Below are 18,250 nucleotides of genomic sequence, written 5' to 3'. Positions count from 1 at the left end.
CGTTTTTACTGCTACCTGATTCCAATCTACGCCAAGTCAAATCCTATTTCGGCTGAAACGTTCGGGCTGAAAACGCTGTTACAATTCTGAACTTGCCCTTTCTGGTTGCCCCGTGAACGAAGAACAAAAGTCAGGTCGGATTTTCGACTTAGCCATCCTCCGACGATTATACGCGTTTATAAAACCCTATCAGACCCGTTTTTACGCGCTGATCGGCATCATTATGCTGGCGGCCTGCCTGGCTCCGCTGACGCCCCTGCTTATTCGCTATACCATAGATAACGTGATCGCCGTGGGCGATTATCCACAACTGACAACCATGCTGGTCATTATGATTGGCGTGCTGGTTGCACAGGCGCTTATTCAGTTTCTTAACACCTATCTGTCCGGGTGGCTGGGGCAATACGTTATCCGCGATATTCGGGTGCAGTTGTACCAGAAAATTCTTCGTCTGCGTCTCAAGTTCTTCGACAACACACCCATTGGTCGGTTAGTGACCCGTTCTATTTCGGACGTTGAAACCCTGGCCGATGTGTTCAGCGAAGGCATGGCAGCCATTGCGGGCGATATTCTGCAACTGGTTCTGATCATCGGCGTGATGTTTTACACCGACTGGCGGCTAGCAGCCATCAGTTTATCGACCATCCCGCTGATGCTGTTCAGCACCTATGTATTCAAAGAAAAGATTAAGAAATCGTTCAATGAAGTCCGGACGGCGGTGGCCAATCTGAACTCCTTCGTTCAGGAGCATATCACCGGCATGAACATCGTCCAGATTTTCGGCAGTGAGAAAATTGAAGCCGAAAAATTCCGGGTTATCAACGATGAGCACCGCGCGGCCAACATCCGTTCTATCTGGTACTACTCGGTATATTACCCCGTTGCTGATATTATTTCGGCGGTGGCCGTTGGTCTGGTGGTCTGGTACGGTGCTCAGCAGATCATTAGTTCGGATGTTACGTTCGGGACGGTTACGGCCTTCGTGATGTTTATCAATCTGTTCTTTCGCCCGATCCGGATGCTGGCCGACCGCTTCAACACCCTTCAGATGGGCATTGTCAGTACCGACCGTATTCTTAAATTACTGGACAGCGATGAGTTCACGGCCAACAACGGAACCTACGCACCCACGGCCATCCGCGGTGATGTCGAGTTTAACCATGTCTGGTTTGCCTACAATAATGAAGACTGGGTACTCAGGGATATTTCGTTTCGGGTCAGCTCCGGCGAAACGGTGGCATTTGTGGGTGCTACGGGCGCAGGCAAATCATCCATCATCAACCTACTGAGCCGCTTTTATGACATTAATAAAGGCGAAATTAAGGTCGACGATGTCGATGTACACGAATACGAATTAGGCCACCTCCGGCGGAATATCGGCGTTGTGCTTCAGGATGTTTTCCTGTTTTCCGACACCATCGAGAATAACATTACGCTGGGCGACAAGCGAATCAGCCGGGAGAAAATAGTTGAGGCAGCCAAACTGGTTGGTGTTCATGACTTTATCGAACGATTGCCCGGCGGATATGAGTACAACGTCATGGAACGTGGCTCGACCCTGTCTGTAGGGCAACGCCAGTTGATTTCGTTCGTTCGGGCCATGGTTCAAGACCCGAAAATCATTGTTCTTGACGAAGCGACCTCATCAGTCGATACGGAAACCGAGGAAATGATTCAGGATGCTATCGGGAAACTGATGAAGGGCCGTACGGCCATCGTTATTGCCCACCGTTTGTCTACAATTCAGAAAGCGAACAATATTATCGTTGTGGACAAAGGCCGCATTGTTGAGCAGGGTAATCACGAAGAGCTGCTTCAGCAGGAGGGCTTCTACGCGAACCTCTACCGGATGCAGTATAAAGAAGTGGTGTAGATTTACTTACGCGCGTAACGCATCTTCTTCGTCCTCTGGCCCGGCACCCGTAATTCCTTCAGAAATCACCTTATGACCCGATACATTCGGTTTGTCATTGGTTGGACCGGGGCCACTGCCATCGAGGGCGTAGGCGATCGAAGCAGCTAAATCGTCCGGGGCTATTTTCGCTGGTTTTTCAACGGGTTTCGGATAAACTTCCCGTGCGGACAAATCACCTTCCTGCTGGTTAATTACTTCTTCATCAGCATTCGGATCGTTTTCCATACCGGTCGGAACACGACTGGATGTGCTACCGGTCAACTCATTGGCATCGGGGCTGAAGTGTCGCATGAGTATTGATGAATTTGTTTTCATCTATAACTCATTTTCTTACTGGTTGTTTACTCTTCTACCAGCTTCTTAACCAGAATTTTATCGATTCGGCTTTTATCCATGTCGATAATCTCAAACCGGTAGTTTTGCCAGACAAAAGTTTCGCCCGCTTTGGGAATGTCCTTAAGAATATGGAGTGCAAAACCGCCGAGGGTATCAAATCCCGTCAGTTCACGACGAGCCTGCGCATTTATATTGATTGTAAAGTAGGATAGAAAATCCTCGAAAGGCAATTGAGCGTCAATCAGGAAGGTTCCATCCTCGCGCTCCCGGATTTCGTAATCGGAATTTACATCGTCGTTGATATCGCCCACCAGTACGTCCAGAATGTCGTTCAGGGTTATTATGCCTAACACGCCACCGTATTCGTCAACAATAACTCCAACGTATTGTCGGCGCTCCCGAAACCGCTCCAGCACCTGATAGGCTTTGTTGTTTTCAGGAATAAAGAGCGCATCCCGCTTCATGTCGGTCAGGTGTAGGAGTTCATTATCCAGATCTCTACCCAAAAAATCTTTCGTATAAATTAACCCAACCACCTCGTCGACTCCCCCGTTACAGAGCGGATACACCGAGTGTTTGTGCTCCAGAATACGCGCTTTATTTTCGGCGGGTTCATCTTCCATGTCCAGGAAAACAATTTCCTGCCGGTTGGTCATGAGTGATGTGATCTTACGATCGCCGAGTTGAAAAACATTCTGAACAATTTCCTGTTCAATTTCTTCGATAGCCCCACCGGAGGTTCCTTCCTGAATCAGACTTTTTATTTCTTCTTCCGTTACCGCACTCTCGTTTGGCCTAATGTTCAGTATTTTAAGCAGTAAATCGCTCGATACCGTTAGGAGCGCAATAAAGGGGGATGTTAATCGGGAGAGAAAAATCATGGGGGCTGCCATGGTTTTGGCAATCCCTTCGGGATTTGAGAGACCAATTCGTTTGGGCACTAACTCACCAAAGACCAGCGAAAGGTAGGTCAGCAGCAACAGCACCAATACCACAGCTACGGAGTGTGCGTACGGCCGGATAACGTCAACCTGAGCCACAAACGCCTGAACATCGGTAGTGAGTTTGTCGCCCGAGAAAATACCCAGTAATATACCAATCAGGGTAATACCAATCTGTACGGTCGACAGAAAGCGGTTGGGGGAGTTCGATAAATCGAGGGCAACCTGCGCCTGTCGATCCCCATTTTTAGCGGCTGTTTCCAGTTTTGACCGACGGGAGGATACCAGGGCAATTTCTGACATCGAAAACACACCATTTAGCAGTGTCAGAAGAAAAATAATTAGAAGTTCCACAAAGAGGATGATTGACCTGTTGCAAAAATATAGAAATGGAACTGGTTTGCAACAGATATAACCGTATGATAGACCATCTGTTTTAGTACTTTTACAGTTCGAACCGCTTATCTTCTAATGATTGTTTTCATAAACGACCGCCCAGTCCGGCTCGTTGGCCCCAAAGCCGCTACCCAACTGACCAATCCAGCATTGGCAAATCACCCGACATTCGTGGATTACGATCTAATCGTCGATGCTCGTTTGGAACTGCTGAAACAAGATTCCTTAAACGGTCACTTGCTGGTATTGAACGCTACCCCGGCCACGGTCAGCAAGCTGTTAACCCTATTGCAGAAAAGCGATGCCGATCAGTTGCTTTCCATTACGCTGGGTTGCCTGGATAAAGAAGCCTGCGAGGAAGCCATAAAAAAACCATTCAAGATCATCAAAGCTGGTGGTGGAGTCGTCTTCAAAGGCGATAAAATGCTGTTGATGTTCCGCCGGGGTGTATGGGACTTACCGAAAGGGAAACTGGATGATGGCGAATCCTCCCGGCAGGGAGCCGTTCGGGAAGTGAAAGAAGAAACGGGGGTTCGGGTAGCTATCGGCGAACGCATTTGTACAACCTGGCACACCTACACCCTTAATGGTAGTCGTATCCTGAAGCGTACTAAATGGTACCGCATGAAGGCCCTCGATGATAGCCGTATGGCCCCACAGGTAGAAGAAGATATTGAGAAGCTCGTCTGGTTCGACCAGCGCGAAACCAAGCTGGCCCTGGCGAATTCCTTCAGTTCGATTCGGTACGTTATCGATGAAGTCAACAAGCTCGTGAACGGCAAGGTTTAATCAGTATAAGTAACTGCTCTGCCGTCAGTTACTTTTCGTTTGCCAACTTTTCTAACTGATAAGGCAAAAACGCGTCGACGTCCTGCCCATACCGGTGTAGATCGCGAATGATGCTGGAACTGATTGGGGCCAGATGTGGCGAGGTGATCAGGAACACCGTTTCGACGTCTTCATATACATAGCGGTTAACCTGCGAAATTCCGTTTTCGTATTCGAAGTCGGTGGTATTTCGTAGCCCTCGCAAAAGAAATCGGGCACCCACCTTTCGGGCCACATTAGCGGTCAGATCGTCGTAACTAATAACCCGAACGGCTGGTGTAGAGCGGAAAGCTTCCTCAATTAATCCGGTCATCTGTTCGAGCGGGAAATACCGCTCTTTTCGGGCATTTCGTCCGATACCAATGATAACTTCGTCGAATAACTGCAATCCGCGCAGAACGATGTCTTCGTGACCACGTGTAAATGGGTCGAATGAACCGGGGAATAGGGCAATACGCTTCATATAGAGAGAATGAGTGAATTGAGTCAATGAGAGTCTACATATCGTACTCTTTATTCACTCAGTAAGCCTAACCCATACAGACTCAGGTATCGATGGTTGGGCAGGTCGTCAAATGCCGGGGATAATCGTAAGCCGGGCGGTATCTGCCCGAACGTCAGATTCGGCATAAATCGGCTTAATTCGGCGTAAGCCTCGGCAAAAGGGGTGATTTCCCCGTATAAAAAGATGGGCGTTGACTCCGGTGCCAGAGTTTGTTCTTCAAAGACGTACAGAATATAGTAGGCCAGATCCTGCACGTTTTTATACCCAAACCGATTGCAGAAACTTACTTTACGTGCGTTTCGGCAGATGATGGTAACGAATTCGTCCTCGAAGAATAAATAAACGTTAGCCGACGTCAACGCGTGCCGATCCAGATCGGCCGTTGCCTGGATCAATGTACCAACCTGGTGGATGTAGACCAGCGGCTGAAGCGGGTAAATTTCAGAAAAGAAATCGGCCAAAGGATGCTCCATATTGAATACAGATAAAAACCCTTCGGCTGCATGGGTGTAGGACTGGGCAAACTCATGGGCCGGTAATGCACTGCCGCGCATGAGTGCCAAGTAGCTTCCGGCGTATTCTTTACGAAAGAGCGGAGCCGGAATCAACGTAAACGAAGGGGAGTTGACCCCAATGCGAATTTCCTGCCAGGGCCCTGCCGATAATACCGGGTGCTCGCGAAACACATCAGGCAGCACACCCGTTACCGAGCGCTCGGTAAGCAGAGATGGAAACGTATAATCTTCCAGATATAAACCCTGTCCACGACTATCCTGTACCATAAACCGAAACCTTTCGCGGCCCACTTCCAGACTCAATACAGATTTACTGGCAAGCCCAGCGTCGAACGAATCGGCACTAATTTGTACGGTCGGAGATAGGGTAACAGCGATTTGCACGGTATCGGGGCAAGCAGGTTTTAGTTGATGTTGAACAGTAAATCTACAAAAAGCTGACCATTTATGGCGACGGGTTTATTTCAGGTACCCTTTGAGTTGAAACACCTCGTCGAGTGAGTTACAATACCGAAACAGATCGTGTACCTCCTCGGGGGGGTAGCTCTTTATTTCGGCAAACGTCATTAAGCGTACCTCTTCTATAATTTGACCATCGATACTCATTTCAGGATCTGTTCCCTGATGGAGCTGACCACCCGTTACGGTAACGGTAAAGAACAATTCCATAGCGTGCAGAGGGGGCAGCATGAATTCATTCACGAACAAGAGCTCACCTGGTTCGATCTCCAGCCCTGTTTCTTCCAGAAACTCGCGGGTGAGTGCTGCCGGTGCTTTTTCACCAAACTGGGCTCCCCCGCCCGGTGGACACCAAAATGTATTGGTCGGACTAATTCCCCGGTGGCGAACCATCAATAACTGATCACCTTCCCGATATAATCCACAAACTCGAAGCCGGAGCCGGTTACCATACAATTTAAGTACTTCTTCCCGTGGCAAATCGACATCGTCGGCCAATTTGTCACTCCCGTGAGTAACCTTATCTACCCGCTTTGGCTTATCCGCTACTTCTGTCACAATATTTAACGTATTTGGGGACGCAAAGGTAACAGATTTTGAGGATTAGTAGGTACTGAGGTAGTAGTAGGAGTTAGGAGCGAGGAGTGAGGAGTCAGGAGTTGCTGACGCGTTCTTTGTTTGCTGACGTCAGCAACTCCTCACTCCTCGCTCCTAACTCCTATCTACTAATCCTCAATACGGGCTTCCCGATATATAGCTTTCAAGTGAGTCGATACGCGTTTTCTGATCTCGGATGATGGCGGTAACGATGTCGTTGATTGAAATGATTCCGATTAACTCGCCTTTGTCCACAACTGGTAAGTGGCGAATATGCCGGTCAGACATGATTACCATACTCTCTTCCAGTGTCTGGTCTGGTCCGATGGTAATTACACTGGCCGTCATAACATCAGCAATCCGCGTATCATCGGAATGCCTGTCTTTCAGAATTACTTTTCGTGCGTAATCCCGTTCTGAAAATATGCCCGTTAGTTCCCCGTTATCAACCACGAGTAAAGCGCCGATATTTTTTTCGGCCATGACCTTAAGTCCATCAAGTACCGTTTGGTCTGAGGAGACACTATAAAGCGCGTTAATGCGCTTTCCCTGAAGTATTTGGCGTATGTTCATGTAGGAGGGTAATTAGTATAGGGTGAAGATAAGAAAAAGGATGAAGGCAGGAAAGGTGAGATAAAAAAAGGATTAAAAAAACAAAAAACTGACTCATCCTCGCCTGTTTTTTTACTTTTCACTTTGCTCCTTTTTTCGTAAATTAGACCCATGAACGAAACCCAAACGGCCGCTCATTTGCTGGCCAAACGTTTCCCTTTTAAGCCTACTCCGGGCCAGGAGCAGTTTTTCGAACAGATTGGCCAGTTCATCTCCCAGGAAGAAGTTGCCCATTACCGAGATTGTTTTTTACTGCGCGGCTATGCCGGTACCGGCAAAACCACCCTCGTAGGTACCCTCATAAAAGTGCTTCCCCGTTTCGGCTATAAGTCGGTGTTGCTGGCCCCCACGGGTCGGGCGGCAAAAGTCATGACCAACTATGCCAAGAAACCAGCCCAGACGATCCACCGAAAAATATACCGACAGGTAGCTGACCCAGGATCGGGTAGTCTGGCTTTTCAACGACAGAAAAATTATCACGAAGACACACTGTTCATTGTCGATGAGGCTTCGATGATTTCCGATGAAGCCGACTTTGGGGGGAAAGGCTTGCTGACCGACCTGATCGATTACGTGTTTGAAGGGCCTGGCAATAAACTTATGCTTGTAGGCGACACCGCCCAGTTACCCCCCGTTGGCCGGGAGTTAAGCCCCGCCCTCGACCGGGGCTTTCTGGCCAGTGCCTTTGATATGACCGTATACGAACAGGAACTAACCGAAGTTATGCGGCAGGACGAAGAGTCGGGTATTTTGTACAATGCAACGGGCCTTAGGATGCTGCTCGATGGCACCTCTCCTACCCCTAAGGCGGTTGGTTTCGATGCCCTGCTTGATGACGACTCCTCTGCCGGTACCGGCGAAATACCGCCCATTCAGCTCAACGTTCGTTCGTTCAATGATATCTATAAAATGCCGTTGACCAAGCTGGAAGATGGCATTCGGTATGCGTACGACAAATATGGTAGGGAGAATACAGCGATCATCTGCCGTTCTAACAAATCGGCGGTGCAGTACAACCAGTTTGTTCGACGGATGATTGACCAGTGCGAGGAAGAACTCGATGCCGGGGATATGCTCATGATTGCCCGAAACAATTACACGGTGCTTGAGGAAGACTCTCCGGCGGGTTTTCTGGCCAATGGTGAATTTGCGGAAGTGCAAAAAATCCGCAACAAGGAGGAGATGCATGGTTTTCGCTTCGCCACGGTTACACTGCGATTGATTGACTACGAGGAGCAACCTGATTTTGATGCTAAAATCATGCTCGACACGCTTCACACGCCAGTACCCTCACTAACGGCCGATCAATACAAGGCGTTGTACGAAAGTGTTGCCAAAGACTACTTTTACATTAAAAGCAAGAAAGAGCGTTCGGAAGCGATTCGCCGTGACCCCTACCTCAACGCATTACAGGTAAAGTTTGCGTATGCCCTCACCTGTCATAAGGCGCAGGGCGGGCAATGGAGTGCCGTTTTTGTTGATCAGGGATTTCTGCCCGAAGGCCAGGTAAACGACGAATTCGTTCGCTGGTTGTACACGGCCTTAACCCGCGCCACCGACGAAGCCTTCCTGATGAATTTCAATTCTCAGTTTTTCGGATAAAACAATCGGTTCGGGTTTATGGTAGTTGGTTTACGGTTACTGACCCACTGGCATGCCGTAAACCAACTACCATAATCTGTAAATAATATGTCTCTCGAATGGATAATGAGCGCCTGCGTTGGCGTCGGTCTGGCGGCCTGCTGTGGCTTTCGGGTGTTTGTGCCGCTATTGATTGCCAGTCTGGCCACTAAATTGGGCTTTATCAATACAATGACCGGCTTCGAGTGGCTCAGCGGCTGGCCCGCCCTCCTGGGGCTAAGCGTGGCTACCATCTTTGAGCTTGGTGCCTATTACATTCCCTGGCTCGATAATGTGCTCGACACCATTGCCACCCCCACTGCCATTATTGCCGGCACCCTGTTGAGTACATCTTTTCTTCAAATCGATAATCCGTTGCTCCACTGGGGACTTGGCTTAATGCTGGGCGGCAGCACAGCGGGAATCATACAGGCCGGAACGAGTTTACTGCGGCTCGGTTCCACCGCTACCACAGGCGGACTTGCCAATCCTGTTGTGGCTACGGGCGAAAATGTGGCCTCTATAGGGCTCTCCATTTTCAGCATTTTTTTACCACTGGTAGCAGCCGTCGTTATCTTCCTGGTGTTGATTTTCATAATCGGCCGACTGGTCGCCCGCCGAAAAGTCTGGTTTACCCGCGCCGATAAGTCGCCTAGACTTAGCCCATAGCACTTTTGAACCAGCGTTGCCCGAGTTGTGCTTACCGGACTTCCAGTTAATTAAATAAAACGGGGCTGAAGCGATTTCATTGGTTTGAAATCACTTCAGCCCCGTTTACTTACTAAAGACTGACTATTAAGCTAATCCAGCTACCGTCCGTTTCACAAAGGCGGTTAAGTCGGCACCGGTCAGCATGTTCTGCGAAAGTAGTGCCAGATCATACACCTGCTTCACCAGCGCCTTCTGTACATCGGCATCTGACTCGGCCAGTACTTTGCCGATGAGTGGGTGGTTTGCGTTGACAACCACATTGTAGGTGACCGGCAGATTACCGTAGAACGACTGCTCACCCGAGAGAGCGGACATGTCTTTCATTCGACGCATAAACTCAGGCATCGTTATGGTAACGGGCAGTTCGTCGGTTGGCTGGGCCTCTACACTCACCTGTAGCATTTTGTTATCCAGTACCTGCTCAAACACCTCTTTCAGTTTCGTCTGGTCGGCTTCTGATAAAACGCTTTCGTTATTCAGCCCTTTGTCGATCAATTTATCGAGCGTATCGGCGTCGACACGCTGGAAATGGACTTTCTCCAGTTTCTGTTCCAGGGCGTTGATAAAGTGTGCGTCAATGACATTATCCATCAGGAGCACATCGTAACCCCGGCGCCGGGCCGACTCAATATAAGCGTCCTGCTGCTTACGGTCGGAGGTGTAGAGCATAACCAGCGTTTCGTTTTTATCGGTCTGGTTAGCCTGCACTTTCTCCCGGTATTCATCAAGCGTGGTGAACACGCCTTCGGTGTTCTTCAGCAACACGAAGTTTTTGGCTTTCTCCCAGAATTTATCGTCGCTCAGGATACCGTACTTGATGAATAGACCAATATCGTCGAACTTCTCTTCGAACCCTTTGCGGTCGGCGTTGAACAGCTCGTTCAATTTGTCAGCTACCTTCCGGGTGATATAGCCATTGATCTTTTTAACATTACTATCGGCTTGCAGGAAACTCCGCGATACGTTGAGCGGAATATCGGGCGAGTCGATAACGCCGTGCAGCATCATGAGGAAATCGGGAACCACGTCCTTCACCTCATCGGTAATGAACACCTGGCGGCTATAGAGTTGAATTTTTTCGCGCTGGAACCGCAGCTCGTTCTTGATGCGCGGGAAATACAGAATACCGGTCAGATTGAAGGGGTAATCCACGTTCAGGTGAATCCAGAACAGCGGCTCCTCCCCCATTGGGTACAGTTCCCGGTAGAAATTCTTGTAATCTTCGTCGGTCAGATCGGCCGGTGATTTCGTCCAGATCGGGTTCGTGTTATTGACAACTTTCTCATCAAATTCAACGGCAACGGGAAGGAAGCGAGCATATTTATCAAGAATCCCCTGCAACCGGCTCTTGCTTAAAAACTCCTCCGAATCGGGTGCAATGTGCAGAATTATATCCGTTCCACGGTCAGCGCGCTCGGCGGGCGTTAACTCAAACTCCGTAGAACCATCGCAGCTCCAGCGCACGCCTTCGGCCCCATCCCGGTACGATTTGGTAACGATATCAACTTTCTCGGCCACCATAAACGCCGAGTAAAAACCTAAGCCAAAGTGACCGATGATCTGACCCTTATCGTCCGTTTTGTCCTTGTATTTCTCCAGAAAATCGGTGGCACCGGAGAAGGCGATCTGGTTAATGTATTTTTTGATCTCATCGGCGGTCATGCCGATGCCATTATCGCTGATGGTGATGGTTTTGGCTTCTTCATCCAGCGAAACCGTCACTTTCAGGTCACCCAACTCACCCCCAAATTCGCCGAACGAAGCCAGTTGGCGCAGTTTCTGGGTAGCATCGACTGCGTTTGACACTAACTCACGCAGAAAAATCTCGTGGTCGGAATACAGGAATTTCTTGATGATCGGAAAAATATTCTCGGTATGGATTGAGATTTTCCCTTTTTCAGTTTGTACAGCTTCCATAATTTATGTTAGTAAGATTATGAGTCTGTCTTGAGGTCGTCAAATCCTGTTCCAGCCTGTGCATTTCTGACAGATTGACAGAGTTTAGCTTTATAAATCCCGCTCAAAAGGCTTCAGGAACCTATCAGGCCGGTATAGCTCAGGAACACCCGGTCCCAAAAGGCTGTTACCTCTATGTATGACCACACACACGTTCACGGACATCACACTTCCCGAACTCGAAAGATTACGGCATCAACCGGATACGGCTGTTGTCGACGTGCGTGATGAATGGGAGTTTGAGGAGTTCAACATAGGTGGCCTGAATATACCCTTGCCCGATATCCGAGCCCGCAAGGCAGAACTTCTACCCTATTCTAGCTTGCTTGTCATTTGCACCAACGGCGTTCGAAGCCGGGTAGCGGCCAAAGATTTACTCCGCCAGCCCGACTTACAGACCAAAGCCATTTATCACCTGCACGGCGGCATCATCGAAGCCGTCGATTGATCTTAAGTCACAATCGTGAAACCCGGCTTCGCGGCCTGTTTTTCGACATGGGGTAAATAAATCTGCAAAATGTCGTGGACATTTACCCGAATTAACTGACTTAACTGATTCAGGGGCAAATCATTACGCTCAAGCCCAAATGGTTCTTCAATTTCCTCGCCAATCATTTCGAGCCCGACGAGTATGTAAGACGTGATTATAACAGCCGGAATAGTGAGGTACCCAAACGCAGTCACGATAGTAAAGGGTAAAAGCGTCACATAGAGCATGATGAAGAGTTTAATGAACAGCGTATAAGAGAAAGGAATTGGCGTGCTCTTAATCCGTTCACAAATACCGCACACGTCCATCAACGTAGTTAAATACTGATTCAGGTTGATGTGCTGTGATTCTGAAATTTGTCCCTCCCGGTAAAGGATTTCTGTTTTTACCCACAGTTGATTTGATACGCCAGCCGGTTTGTGGTCAAAATGGCTCAGGTCACGCCGTTCACCTTCTTCCACTAAATCCAGTTCATCCATTTTATTGGCATCCCGCAGGTGATTTTTTAGTGCAAAGGGAAAGTTGGAAATCGCTTTAGCATAAAACTCCCGGCTTAAGACATCTCCTTCCGGTAAAACGGCATTAAAATAAATAGCCAGATTCCGGCAGTTATTGACCAGTACGCCCCACGCCTGACGCCCCTCATAAAACCGGTCATAAGCCGTGTTGGTCCGAAAAATAAGCAGTAGGCTAAGCAGAATACCCATTGCACCCAGGAATGAAGGCGGAGTATCCTTCAGGCGCAGATCGGTGTAATGCATTTCGGCAAATGTAACGATGGTCACATAAACGGCAACGACCACCAATCGACCTAACAGTGCTTTAGCGGTTGGGCCGGTGTGAAAATGCCAAATAGATGGCAGCAATCCTTTATTCTTATAAATAATCATTTTACTGTATTAGTGCTGGCAACTTAATTAACTGCCCAATGCACTAAACAGTTATGGTTCCGGCAAAAACACGATTGGCAGGACCAATGAGGTGAATGGAATCGAAGCTGCTTTCGGCCTGCTGATTAAAAGACACTTGAAGGTTGCCGCCGATGGTTCGAATGAAGACGGGAGCAGACATACCCAGTTGCTGGTGAGCGACTAAGGCTACAGCCGTTACACCCGTACCACAGGAATAGGTTTCATCTTCTACGCCCCGTTCGTAGGTTCTGACAAACATGGTATTTGCATCAGTTACCTGGGCAAAATTAACGTTTGTACCACCCGGCCGAAAGGGTTCGCTGTACCGAATAGCTCGTCCTTCGGCTACAACATCAAACGACTCCAGGTCATCGACAAAGCACACAACGTGGGGCGAACCCGTGTTCAGATAAGTTAGCCCCTGCCGGTCGTCGATGCCAGAGACATTACTCATTTTCAACGAAATACGTTCGTCAGAAACCATCGCCAGATGTTCGCCGTCTACGGCGACAAAACGGGTTTCACTGTCAAACAGGCCTAAGTCGTGCGCAAACCGGACAATACACCGGCCACCATTGCCGCACATGCTGCCTTCGGCACCGTCGGCATTGAAATACACCATCCGAAAATCATAATCCGGATCGTTTTGGAGGAGAATCAACCCATCAGCCCCAATGCCGAAACGCCGGTGGCATAACCGTTCAATGAAGGCCTGATCGGCTGCGGGAAAAGTTTTGGCCCGGTCGTCGATCAGGATGAAATCGTTACCGGTGCCCTGGTATTTAAAGAAGTCCATAGTATTGACCGCAACAGGCTCCGGCTGTTGCTGGTTCACGGGTTACGGCAACAGCCGGAGCCTGTTGCGGTCAATACAAAAAAAGCCGTCTTTACAGACAGCTTTTCAGAATTGACTAACAATTGTGGCAATTAAGCGGCAACAACTGCTTTAGGCTTGCGCTCTTTAACCCGAGCAGCTTTACCCTGACGACCACGTAGGTAGAACAACCGTGCCCGGCGAACTTTACCCAGACGAACAACCTCAATTTTGTCGATGTTAGGCGACAGAATTGGGAAGATACGCTCTACGCCAACGCCATTTGATACTTTGCGGACCGTGAAAGTCTCGCCGGCGGAACTTGGGTTCCGGCGTTGGATAACCGTTCCCGTGAATACCTGAATCCGTTCCTTATTTCCTTCGCGGATTTTGACGTGTACGTTTACCGTATCACCCGCCCGGAATGTGGGCAACTCGGTGCGACGCTGCGCGTTGTCTGCCTCCACTAATTTGATTAACTCGCTCATGACCGTATATAAATCGCCAGATAAGTATTTGCGAAATGAGCCGCAAAGATAGTAAATTTATCAGTAGGAGAAAATACTTTTGTGAAATTACGCTCCAACGTCATCCATTAGCTTATGAAAATACTGAACGTTGATCAAATCCGTTCCCTTGACCAACATACAATTCAACATGAACCAATAGCACCCATTAATTTGATGGAGCGAGCCGCCCTTACGTTTGTCGAGTGGTTTGCTGATCGTTTCAACAATAAAACGTCAACTAAAATTTTCTGCGGCCTGGGTAATAATGGAGGGGATGGACTGGCCATTGCCCGGTTGTTACTAGAGCGAGCCTACCCAATTGAGGTGTATGTTGTTCGTTACGCGCCACGGGAATCTGACGATTTTATGCACAACCATCGCCGGTTAAAACTCCTGACGGATACTGTTCATTACATCGAATCAGCTACCGATATTCCCACCATTCGTCATAATGAAATTGTACTCGATGCCATTTTAGGGTCGGGTTTATCCCGTCCTACCGAAGGCATCGTCAAAGCGTCTATCGAAGCAATTAACCGGGCACCCGCCACTGTAATAGCCGTCGATATTGCCAGCGGCTTATACACCGACCAGCCAAACGGCCCCTCCGACGTAATTATCCAACCCGACTACACGGTTTCGTTTCAGCTGCCTAAACTAGCTTTTGTACTGCCCAAAAACGGCCCTTTTGTTGGTGAATGGCACATTCTGGATATTGGACTGCATAAACGATTCATTGATCAGGCTCCTACACCTTATTATTTTACCCAACCTAAAGAAGCCCGTCTACTGCTCCATAAACGCGATCGTTTTTCGAATAAAGGGACCTTTGGCCATGCTTTGTTACTGGTTGGCAGTTATGGGAAGATCGGTGCCGCTATACTGGCCGCCCGCGCCTGTTTACGATCGGGGGTGGGGTTATTGACGGTTCAGGTACCCCAATGCGGCTATGTAGCCTTACAAACGATGGTACCGGAAGCGATGTGCCGCCCGGACCGAAATCAGCATGTATTGTCCGGAAGCAGCCAACTGGACGATGTACCCGACCCAACAGATTATTCAACCATTGGTCTGGGGCCCGGCATTGGCAAAGCCCCCGAAACGCTGGCGATGCTGAAAGAGCTACTGCCCATGTTAAAAAAGCCCATCGTTGTCGATGCTGATGCGTTGAACCTACTTTCTGAAAATCGCGAGTTGCTGAAATATCTTCCTAAAAACAGCATTCTTACACCCCACCCAAAAGAGTTTGAGCGACTCACTAAAAAGTGGGATAATGACTACGAGAAGCTTGACCTTCTGCGGGAATTTACCCGAAAGTATAGCGTAGTCGTTGTTTTAAAAGGGGCTTATTCGGCCATTGCAACACCCGAGGGCGATATACATTTCAATTCAACAGGTAATCCCGGCCTGAGTACCGGCGGCACCGGCGATGTACTAACGGGTATTCTAACAGCTCTGCTGGCTCAGAGTTATGAATCTGTTGAAGCTGCTGTCCTGGGTGTTTTTGCGCATGGCCTGGCTGGCGATGCAGTTGCCCGAAAAAGAGGGCCGATTGGCATGATCGCTTCGGACGTAATTGATGCGTTAAGTTGGGAATAATTTTCCCGAAAAATGTAGAATTTACTCTACACAACTGTCATTATGAATACGTTTAGCCTAAAACAGACACAACCGTTTTGAGTAGAATTATAATCAATTCACGGTTATGAAAACAGGTAGTTATACCTATTGAGTAAATTCAGGGTTTTTGCGCTAGCGTGGATATAAATAAGGCCTGAAATTTGTGTATAGTAAACTACAAGTTCTTAGTAAGGCACACCATGAAAAATACAACCCACAGAGATTGGCGTTTAAGCCGCCCCGCCCGCAGAAATCGTTTTACTGTAGATCAAACGACTGCTCTGGGCGGTTTAACATTGGCGCTATTTGCCTATATACTTTGCTATTTTATTTACCCGATGCTCACCAAAGGACTTCTTTGGTAAAGCCCTTTGCGTTTTACTTAAGGAGCTGATAGGTAGCAAAAGCAGTTACGTAGGCCAGTGCCATCATGTACACCAATTGAACGGCTGGCCATTTCCAGGTCTTGGTTTCGCGTTGGGTAGCAGCGAGTGTACTCATGCACATCATCGCAAATACGTAGAAAATCAACAGCGACCAGGCCAGCGCGGGTGTATACATAGCCTCGCCCGTTTCTGGATTTCGCTCCTGCCGAAGCCGTTCCCGAATGGTTACGCCTTCCTCATCGGCGCCACTCCCGATGCTGTAGATTGTTGACATTGTACCAACAAATACTTCGCGGGCGGCAAATGAACTAAGCAACGCAATACCGATCTTCCAGTCGTAGCCCAATGGGCGAATGACGGGTTCAATAAAATGGCCAAAGTTTCCGGCGTAGGATGCCTCCAGCCGTTCGGAAGCAATTCGGTCCTGTAGCGCATCGGATGCAGCCGTCGGGTTTTGCTGCTTCACTCGTGCTTCGGCTTCTTCCATGTCGTTGCCGGGGCCATAACTCGCCACAACCCATAAGACGATGGAAATGGCCAGGATAACCCGCCCTGCTTCCCATACAAACGACCGGACACTCTCCCAAACCGTTAGCCCGACATGGTTCCAGCGGGGCAGTTTGAAGGTTGGCAGTTCCATAATGAAGTAACCCCGCTCTTTGGTCCGGAGCAGGACCTTCAGGACATAAGCAGCCAGCAAGGCACTTACCAGCCCCAGTAAATACAAGCCCATTAAGGCTAACCCCTGAAGGTTGAATACCCCTAGTATGCGTGTACTTGGCACAACCAGCGCAATAAGTATGGTATAAATGGGCAATCGGGCAGAGCAACTCATCAGCGGAGTTACCAGTATGGTAATGAGTCGGTCGCGCCGGGTGCCAATGCTACGGGTGGCCATAATAGCGGGAACTGCACAGGCCACACCAGAAATAAGCGGCACCACACTCCGACCATTCAGGCCGAACTTGCGCATGATACGGTCCATAATGACCATCACCCTCGACATATATCCCGACTCCTCCAGTAGAGCAATCAGAAGGAACAGAAAGGCGATTTGCGGAATAAAGACCAGAATACCCCCCAGACCAGCCAATACGCCATCGGTGAGCAAATCGGTGAGCGGGCCAGCGGGCAGACTTTCTTTTAGTTGACCATTTAGCCAGGCAACACCGGAGTCGATGGCGTCCATAAAGGGTTGTGCCCAGGCAAAAATGGCCTGAAAGATCAAGAGTAGAACGAAGCCAAAAATAGCGTAGCCCCAGACAGGGTGCAGCAGTACCCGATCCAGTTTCTGGCTCCAGGTTGGTTGATTTGCCGGACGCTGATCACTTACAACTTCCGTAACAATGGCCGCAATTCGCTTATAACGGGTAATGGTTTCGCCCGCCTGAAAAGTGGTCTCACTAAACTGATGTTTTTGGATAATCACATCCAGAGCTTTCCGCTGAGGTTGATTGAGGAATGAGAACCCGTCGTGCTGGATGATGTACTGTAAGGCGAGGTAATTATTGGTAAGCTTGTACTGCGTTTTAGTGTCAGCAATCAATCCAGACGCTTCATCTGCCGGGTCAAAGAAAAGCTTTCCGGGGAGGACCGGTTCCTGAATCTGACCAAGAACAGCTTTCTTCAGCAGATCGACACCTTCGCCCGTCCGGGCATTGATGCGAACAACGGGTACCCCCAGGCTCATAGCCAGACGCACCGAATTAACCACCTTACTTTGTTGGTGCGCAACATCGAGCATGTTGAGGGCCAGTACCGTTGGCACACCCAGATCAGCTACCTGCGTAAATAAAAGTAAATTTCGATGAAGGTTGGAGGCATCGACTACCACGACCGACACGTCCGGGTAATCCGGATGAGCGGGGTTAGCCAGAATATCCGTTACAATCTGTTCGTCCAGCGACTTTGGATAGATGGAGTAAACCCCGGGCAGGTCAATTACGGTTGCCGTATATTGGGCATCAATCGGCCACGTTCCGGATTTTTTATCCATCGTGACACCGGGAAAGTTTCCCGTTTTCTGACGCAGACCGGTTAACTGATTAAATAAGGAAGATTTACCGGCATTGGGATTGCCAACGAGGGCAATGGTGGGAGACGATTTCAAGGCAGTTCACGGTTTACAG

18 protein-coding genes are annotated in these 18,250 nt (G+C 49.0%); 7 read left to right on the top strand and 11 right to left on the bottom strand.

What is annotated here, in order from left to right:
* Nucleotides 1-112 precede the first annotated feature (112 nt).
* Nucleotides 113-1,873 carry an ABC transporter ATP-binding protein gene (locus CRO74_RS05795; protein ID WP_097125043.1) on the top strand — a complete coding sequence of 587 codons (1,761 nt, stop codon included), beginning with the start codon at nucleotides 113-115 and terminating at the stop codon, nucleotides 1,871-1,873.
* A gap of 6 nt (nucleotides 1,874-1,879) precedes the next feature.
* Here the strand turns inward: CRO74_RS05795 and CRO74_RS05790 are convergent, their stop codons facing one another.
* Nucleotides 1,880-2,206: a hypothetical protein gene (locus CRO74_RS05790; protein WP_179830127.1), complete on the bottom strand. Its 327-nt coding sequence runs from the start codon at nucleotides 2,204-2,206 to the stop codon at nucleotides 1,880-1,882.
* A gap of 50 nt (nucleotides 2,207-2,256) precedes the next feature.
* Nucleotides 2,257-3,546 carry a hemolysin family protein gene (locus tag CRO74_RS05785; RefSeq protein WP_097125041.1) on the bottom strand — a complete coding sequence of 430 codons (1,290 nt, stop codon included), beginning with the start codon at nucleotides 3,544-3,546 and terminating at the stop codon, nucleotides 2,257-2,259.
* A gap of 117 nt (nucleotides 3,547-3,663) precedes the next feature.
* Here CRO74_RS05785 and CRO74_RS05780 point away from each other — a divergent pair, with 117 nt between their 5' ends.
* Nucleotides 3,664-4,377, top strand: coding sequence for an NUDIX hydrolase (locus CRO74_RS05780; RefSeq protein ID WP_097125040.1), 714 nt, complete (start codon nucleotides 3,664-3,666; stop codon nucleotides 4,375-4,377).
* A gap of 28 nt (nucleotides 4,378-4,405) precedes the next feature.
* On the opposite strand, the gene coaD is transcribed toward CRO74_RS05780, so the two are convergent.
* The 4 genes from coaD to CRO74_RS05760 all read right to left on the bottom strand — a co-directional run bounded on the left by coaD (nucleotide 4,406) and on the right by CRO74_RS05760 (nucleotide 7,065).
* Nucleotides 4,406-4,879: a pantetheine-phosphate adenylyltransferase gene (gene coaD, locus CRO74_RS05775; protein WP_097125039.1), complete on the bottom strand. Its 474-nt coding sequence runs from the start codon at nucleotides 4,877-4,879 to the stop codon at nucleotides 4,406-4,408.
* A gap of 50 nt (nucleotides 4,880-4,929) precedes the next feature.
* Nucleotides 4,930-5,820, bottom strand: coding sequence for a DUF3822 family protein (locus CRO74_RS05770; protein WP_097125038.1), 891 nt, complete (start codon nucleotides 5,818-5,820; stop codon nucleotides 4,930-4,932).
* Between the two features lie 75 nt (nucleotides 5,821-5,895).
* A complete protein-coding gene (locus CRO74_RS05765; protein ID WP_097125037.1) occupies nucleotides 5,896-6,393 on the bottom strand; it encodes an NUDIX domain-containing protein in 498 nt (165 codons plus the stop codon).
* A gap of 234 nt (nucleotides 6,394-6,627) precedes the next feature.
* Nucleotides 6,628-7,065: a CBS domain-containing protein gene (locus CRO74_RS05760; protein WP_097125036.1), complete on the bottom strand. Its 438-nt coding sequence runs from the start codon at nucleotides 7,063-7,065 to the stop codon at nucleotides 6,628-6,630.
* Nucleotides 7,066-7,215: 150 nt separating this feature from the next.
* Between CRO74_RS05760 and CRO74_RS05755 the strand changes: the two genes are divergently transcribed.
* Nucleotides 7,216-8,706: an ATP-dependent DNA helicase gene (locus tag CRO74_RS05755; RefSeq protein ID WP_097125035.1), complete on the top strand. Its 1,491-nt coding sequence runs from the start codon at nucleotides 7,216-7,218 to the stop codon at nucleotides 8,704-8,706.
* An 87-nt stretch (nucleotides 8,707-8,793) separates the two neighbouring features.
* Nucleotides 8,794-9,393, top strand: a complete 600-nt coding sequence (locus CRO74_RS05750) for a DUF4126 domain-containing protein (RefSeq protein WP_097125034.1) — start codon at nucleotides 8,794-8,796, stop codon at nucleotides 9,391-9,393.
* A 126-nt stretch (nucleotides 9,394-9,519) separates the two neighbouring features.
* Here the strand turns inward: CRO74_RS05750 and htpG are convergent, their stop codons facing one another.
* Nucleotides 9,520-11,352 carry a molecular chaperone HtpG gene (gene htpG, locus CRO74_RS05745; protein ID WP_097125033.1) on the bottom strand — a complete coding sequence of 611 codons (1,833 nt, stop codon included), beginning with the start codon at nucleotides 11,350-11,352 and terminating at the stop codon, nucleotides 9,520-9,522.
* A gap of 178 nt (nucleotides 11,353-11,530) precedes the next feature.
* Here htpG and CRO74_RS05740 point away from each other — a divergent pair, with 178 nt between their 5' ends.
* A complete protein-coding gene (locus tag CRO74_RS05740; RefSeq protein ID WP_097125032.1) occupies nucleotides 11,531-11,839 on the top strand; it encodes a rhodanese-like domain-containing protein in 309 nt (102 codons plus the stop codon).
* A 2-nt stretch (nucleotides 11,840-11,841) separates the two neighbouring features.
* On the opposite strand, the gene CRO74_RS05735 is transcribed toward CRO74_RS05740, so the two are convergent.
* From CRO74_RS05735 to rplS, 3 genes are all read right to left on the bottom strand, one after another.
* Nucleotides 11,842-12,771 (bottom strand): bestrophin family protein, encoded by a 930-nt coding sequence (locus tag CRO74_RS05735; protein WP_097125031.1) that lies wholly within the window; start codon nucleotides 12,769-12,771, stop codon nucleotides 11,842-11,844.
* Nucleotides 12,772-12,814: 43 nt separating this feature from the next.
* Complete coding sequence (gene dapF, locus CRO74_RS05730) at nucleotides 12,815-13,588, bottom strand: diaminopimelate epimerase (protein ID WP_097125030.1); 774 nt, start codon at nucleotides 13,586-13,588, stop codon at nucleotides 12,815-12,817.
* 131 nt (nucleotides 13,589-13,719) lie between these two features.
* The gene (gene rplS, locus CRO74_RS05725) at nucleotides 13,720-14,094 is read right to left on the bottom strand and encodes a 50S ribosomal protein L19 (RefSeq protein WP_012926055.1); all 375 of its coding nucleotides are present in this window, start codon (nucleotides 14,092-14,094) and stop codon (nucleotides 13,720-13,722) included.
* Nucleotides 14,095-14,208: 114 nt separating this feature from the next.
* On the opposite strand from rplS, the gene CRO74_RS05720 reads away from it, so the two are divergent.
* Both CRO74_RS05720 and CRO74_RS31475 read left to right on the top strand, forming a co-directional pair.
* Entirely contained in the window at nucleotides 14,209-15,714 is a 1,506-nt protein-coding gene (locus tag CRO74_RS05720) for an NAD(P)H-hydrate dehydratase (RefSeq protein ID WP_097125029.1), read from the top strand.
* Nucleotides 15,715-15,935: 221 nt separating this feature from the next.
* Nucleotides 15,936-16,100 carry a hypothetical protein gene (locus CRO74_RS31475; protein ID WP_179830126.1) on the top strand — a complete coding sequence of 55 codons (165 nt, stop codon included), beginning with the start codon at nucleotides 15,936-15,938 and terminating at the stop codon, nucleotides 16,098-16,100.
* Nucleotides 16,101-16,113: 13 nt separating this feature from the next.
* Here the strand turns inward: CRO74_RS31475 and feoB are convergent, their stop codons facing one another.
* Entirely contained in the window at nucleotides 16,114-18,231 is a 2,118-nt protein-coding gene (feoB, locus tag CRO74_RS05715; RefSeq protein ID WP_097125028.1) for a ferrous iron transport protein B, read from the bottom strand.
* Between the last annotated feature and the right edge of the window lie 19 nt (nucleotides 18,232-18,250).

Source organism: Spirosoma fluviale (assembly GCF_900230225.1).
GTDB classification, from domain to species: Bacteria; Bacteroidota; Bacteroidia; order Cytophagales; family Spirosomataceae; genus Spirosoma; species Spirosoma fluviale.
Note: the sequence above shows the minus strand (reverse complement) of the source record. Positions and strands in the feature narration are given on the sequence as shown.